Annotated in this window: 5 protein-coding genes; all 5 read right to left on the bottom strand. The window is 68.1% G+C overall.

The window, feature by feature from the left end; translation table 11 throughout:
- Positions 1–451, bottom strand: a 451-nt coding sequence (locus AC1DTF_RS32005) for an aldehyde dehydrogenase family protein (protein WP_477476987.1), incomplete at its 3' end; no start/stop codon positions are given.
- Positions 452–499: 48 nt separating this feature from the next.
- Positions 500–1,096: a TetR/AcrR family transcriptional regulator gene (locus tag AC1DTF_RS32000; RefSeq protein ID WP_057168207.1), complete on the bottom strand. Its 597-nt coding sequence runs from the start codon at positions 1,094–1,096 to the stop codon at positions 500–502.
- Between the two features lie 84 nt (positions 1,097–1,180).
- Entirely contained in the window at positions 1,181–2,347 is a 1,167-nt protein-coding gene (locus AC1DTF_RS31995) for an acyl-CoA dehydrogenase family protein (protein WP_477476986.1), read from the bottom strand.
- Positions 2,348–2,363: 16 nt separating this feature from the next.
- Positions 2,364–3,173 carry an SDR family oxidoreductase gene (locus tag AC1DTF_RS31990; protein ID WP_477476985.1) on the bottom strand — a complete coding sequence of 270 codons (810 nt, stop codon included), beginning with the start codon at positions 3,171–3,173 and terminating at the stop codon, positions 2,364–2,366.
- Positions 3,170–5,236, bottom strand: coding sequence for an acetate--CoA ligase family protein (locus AC1DTF_RS31985; protein WP_477476984.1), 2,067 nt, complete (start codon positions 5,234–5,236; stop codon positions 3,170–3,172). The genes AC1DTF_RS31990 and AC1DTF_RS31985 overlap by 4 nt, the downstream gene beginning before the upstream one ends.
- Positions 5,237–5,299: the final 63 nt, after the last annotated feature.

The raw sequence follows: 5,299 nt of genomic DNA, 5'->3' as shown, positions 1-5,299 counted from the left end.
GCACCAGGTTGGGACCGGCGAATCGGGCCACCTGGTAGTAGGGGTAGTTCCACGGCATGATGCCCAGCAGCACCCCGACCGGGCCGCGCCGGATCAACGCCGAGCCGTCCCCGTCGAGCAGGTCGATGGGCTCATCGGCCAAAAACTTTTCGGCGTTATCGGCGTAGAACTCATAGATCGCGGCACTGAACTCGACCTCGCCGACCGACTGATCCAGCGGCTTGCCCATCTCGCGCTGGATGATCCTGGCCAGCTCGTCTTTGCGTTCGTTGTGCAGTTCGGCGACCTTGCGGATTAACCCGGCACGATCAGCCACACTCGTGGTCTTGGACCACTCCTTGAACGCTGCCGCCGCCGCCGACACCGCCGCCTCGATCTGCTCATCGGTCGCGGTGGGATACTCCTTCACCACATCACCGGTCGCCGGGTCAACTACCGCGTACAGACTCATCGCTTCGCCTCACTCAATGTTGTTCGATTACAGCATGATTCAACGACTTTATGGACCGGCTATGACTGCGCTGATGAAGTCATGGCACGTCTGTCGCATCTGCGACAAGGGCATACTCGGGGATTCCAGCACCACCTGCACGGCCAGTCCATCGAGCATGCCGATCAGCATGTTCGCCTGCACCGCCGAATCCCCCGGGCGGGCCAGGCCTTCATCCTGCGCTGCCCCGATCACCCCGGCGACGACATCTCGCCATTGGCCGTACAGACGATCGTTGATCTCCTGCAACACCGGCTCCCGGCTGCCCTCCGCCCACAACGCCAGCCACACCTTCCAGGCGCGCACCGAGAGTTCGTCGTTGGGCAGATAGGACTCGACGAGATCGTGCAGGATCGCCAGGCTGTCCTTGCCCGACGCCAGCAGTTCCTGGCGCCGGGCCAGCGAGTCGGTCAGGTTGTATTCGAACGCCGCGGCGATGACCTCCCGCTTGGTCTCGAAGTAGTAGTGCACCGTCCCCGAACTGACACCGGCTTCCTTGGCGACATCGGAGAGCCGCAGGGCCGGAATCCCGGCCGAGGCGATCACCGCGCATGCGGCGGACAGGATCTGCTGCCTGCGCTCGGCTTCCACGCTGGGGCGCGGCATCGGGTCCTCCAGTCAGCAGGGTCGGTGCGGTCGCTCCGATGGTACAAGTGGGGATAACTGGCCGTCCGGTCAACCGCGCGGGTGTCAGTTCAGATTGCGCGAGATCACCAGCCGCATGATGTCGGAGGTGCCCTCCTCGATCTCCTCCAGCTTGACGTCGCGCATCCATTGCTCGACGGGGTACTCACGCGAGTATCCCCACCCGCCCAGCGTCTGCACCGCCGCGTGCGTGACGAACATGGCGGTCTCCGAAGCCGTCAGCTTGGCCATCGCCGCGATACCGCGAGCCGGTGCACCGCTGTCGATAATGCGCGCCGCGTGCAGCGTCAGCAGCCGGGCCGCCTCGATCCGGGTGGCCATGTCCGCCAGCCGGAACGCCACCGCCTGATGCTCGATGATGGGAACTCCGAACTGCTTTCGGGTCTTCGCGTACTCGAGCGCGTACTCGTAGGCCGCGCGCGCCGCGCCGACGGCGGCTGCTCCGAGCACCACCCGTGAGATGTCGAAGGTGCCCATCAGACCGTAGAAGCCCTGGCCCTCATCGCCGAGCCGGTCTTCCTCGGGAACGAACACGCCGTCGAGGAAGATCTCCCGGCACACGATCGCGCGCTGTCCCATCTTCTTCATCGGCTCGCCGAACGTCAGCCCCTCGGCGTCCTTGGAAACCAGGAATGCGGTGATGCCCGCCGAACGTCTGGTGGGGTCCGTCTTCGCGAAGATCACATACTGCTCGGCGGCGCCGGCATTGGAGATCCAGGCTTTCTGCCCGCTGATCCTGTACCCGCCCTCGACCCGGCGTGCCGTGGTGGCGATGGAGGCGGCATCCGAGCCGGATTCCGGCTCGGTGGTGGCCAGCGAGGTCATCACCGCGTTCGGTCCGGTCAGCGGGGTGAGCCAGCGCTTCTTCTGTTCCTCGGTGCCCAGCACCATGATCGGATCGGAGAAGAAGCCGTTGGAACACACCAGGTTTCCGATACCTGGGTCCCCGAAGCACAGCTCTTCCTGGACCAGACACTGCGTGAAGACGTCGGTGAAGCCGCCGCCGCCGTACTCCTCGGGGATCATGAAGTCGGTGATGCCGACGGCCGCCGCCTTGGCGAAGATGTCGACCGGGGTGACGGTGTCGGCCTCGTCGACCTCGCGCCCACGGGGGCGGATCTCCTTGGCCGCGAAATCGCGGCACAGCTCGACGATCTGGCGCTGCTCGTCGGTGAGCGGCCAGGCGGGGATGTTGGTGGTCACGGCGACCATGGGTGTCTCCTTCGGGTTAACGCGATGAATCGGTGTAGATGGACTTGCCGAGCCACTGCCCGCCGTCGGCGACCAGTACCTCCCCGGTGATGTATCCGGCGCGCGCACTGAGCAGGAACGCGGCGGACTCCGCGATCTCGGCGGGTTCGGCGAAACGGTTGGCCGGCACACTGGCCAGGACGTCACGGCGGGCCTGCTCGGTGCCCCACAGCGCGGCGCCGGCACCCGCGGTCTCGGTGGGGCCCGGGGCCAGGCAGTTGACCCGCACTCCGCGCGCACCCCATTCGACGGCCAGCGTGCGGGTCATGGCGACGACCCCGCCCTTGGCGGCGGCACTGTGCACCGTGCCGGGGTGTCCGTGCCAGGCGTAGCTGGCGATGATGTTGAGCACCGTGCCGCCACCCTGGGCCAGCATGTGCCGCGCGGCGGCGTGTGTGCAGTAGTAGGTGCCGTTGAGCACGATGTCGGTGACGGCTTTCCAGCCGCCCGGCGACAGATCCTCCGACGGCACCACGAAATTGCCCGCGGCGTTGTTGACCAGCGCGTCGAGACGGCCGTGGCCGGCCATCAGGGTGTCGACCGCGGTGGCGACGGCCGCGTGGTCACGGACATCGCACACCACCGCCTCGGCCCGGCCGCCGGCGGCGGTGATCAGACCCACCGTCTCGTCGAGCGCCTCCTTGCGCCTGCCGAGAACGGCGGCCACACCACCGGCCAGCGCCCAGCGCTGCGCGATGGCGCGGCCGATGCCCGAACCACCGCCGGTGATCAGGGCCACGCGGCCGGAGAATTCGGTCGAATTGTCCAGAGTGGCCGGTGCTGTCATCGTTGATTTCCTTCCAAATCGGTTTCTGCGCAATGGGTTACCACCAGGGCATCGACGGCGAGCGCACCCGAGGCGGTGGCGCGGACGGGATTGAGTTCGATCTCGGAGATGTCTGGACGTGCCGCGATCAGCCGGGACACGGCGACGACCGCGGCCGCCAGTGCCGCGACATCCACCGCGGCGCGGCCACGCCAGCCCTGGAGCAGCGGCGTCATCCGCAGTCCGTGCAGCATCGCCATCGCGGTATCCGTGGACAGCGGTGCGCATTCCATCCGGATATCGCGTAGCACCTCGGTCTCGGTGCCGCCGGCCCCGACGACCACCATCGGGCCCAGCTGCGGATCACGGCGGGCGGCGATCAGCACCTCGACGGCATCGGGTCGCCGGTCCTGTTCCTCCAGGACGTACTCCCCCGCGCCGAGACGCGCCCGCATGTCCTTGAAAGCGGCGGCGATCTCGGATCGATCGCGCAGGTTGACGCGGACCCCGCCCACCTCACTCTTGTGTTCCAGCCACGCGGCTTTCAGGACCAGCGGCGCGGTGAGGTCGTCGACAGCCGCAGCGAGTTCGGCGCTGTCACGCACCACCGCACCGCGCGGGAACGCCACCCCGGCTTCGGCGAGCAACGCCCGCGCAGCCCAGTATCCGGGCTCGACACCGGGCAGGCCGATAGCGATCTCCGGCGCGGCGGCTTTCGGTGTCGGGGTGGTGTCGGCCAGCGCGGCGAGCACCCTGGCGACCGCCTCGATGCGGCCGTAGGTCGGCACACCGCCATCCCACAAGGTGTGTGCGGCAGTTGAATCCGGCGCCATGGTGTGCACAAGCACCGGTACGCCCATGGCGCGCGCGACCGTCCCGATGCGCTGAGCCACCGCCACCTCCGCGGCGGTCAGGTCAGGAACGTCCTGTCCGTAGCACCCGAAGTATCCCGTCAGCACCACGGCGTCCACATCGCCTGCGGCGCCGACCTGTTCGACGATGCGGGCGTAGTTGTCGAGGTCCTGCTCGCCGGCCCCGGCCAGGTCCACGGGGTTGGTGTAGGCGGCCCCGGCGGGTAGTTGTGCGTCGAGCCGTTGCGACAGGTCTTCGGAGAACTGCGGCACGGCCAGGCCTGCGGCGGTGGCCACATCGGCGGCGATTCCGCTCTGCCCGCCGCTGTCACCGACGATGGCGACGCGCCGTCCGCGGAGGGCAGGCACGACGAGCAGTCCTCGCGCCACATCGATGAGCTCGGCGGGGGTGGCGACCCGCACCACCCCGGCGGCACGGCAGGCCGCGTCGACCACATCCAGCGAGGAGGTCAACGAACCGGTGTGGGTGCGGGCCAGCCGCGAACTGGCAGTGCTGGCACCGACGGTGAGCAGCACGGTCGGCTTCCTCGCCTCACGCAGGGTCGACAAGGTGTCGAACAACGCCTCGCCGCCGGTGAAGCTCTCCAGGTAGAGCGCGATGACACGGGTGTCGTCATGACCGGCCAGGTCGGCGAGTACGTCGGTTGCGGTGACATCGGATTGGTTGCCGATCGAGACGAAGCGCGAGACTCCCAGTCCGTGCCGCCGACCGACCGCGATGAGTTCCGAGCCGAGTTGGCCGCTCTGCGACACGATGGCCATCGGTCCCGGTGTCGGGATGCCCCACATCAGCCGAAGCTCGTTGGTGGCGTCGTAGATGCCCAGGCTGTTGGTGCCGATCAGCCGGGCTCCTGCGGCCGTGATGCGGGCGGCCAGTGCCGCCTCGTCGGCGATACCGGAGGTGATGCCGAGGAATCCGCGGGTGCCGCGCGTGAGTGCCGCGTCGACCACACCGTCCACGTGCGCAGCCGGGACACACAGTGCCACCAGTTCCGGCGTCTCAGGGAGATCGGAAATACTTGCCGCACAAGGATGGCCGAGTACGTTGTCGGCCCGTCCGTTGACCAGGTGCACCGCGCGGCGGTGCGCACCGGTCAGCGCGCCGGAGGCCAGCCAGTAACCCCACTTGGCAGAGTCCTCGGAGGCGCCGACGACAGCGACGGAGGACGGATCGCTGAACACTCGCAGATCCGTGGTGGGTGCGGCGATCACGACGTCAACTCGGCTTTGATCTCGGCGGCGGCGCGTCGGCCCGACGCGATGGCGCCGTCGTCG

The sequence above is a fragment of the Mycobacterium sp. P4_H6 genome (genome assembly GCF_056400845.1).
This window is presented reverse-complemented; position numbering and strand designations above follow the sequence as displayed.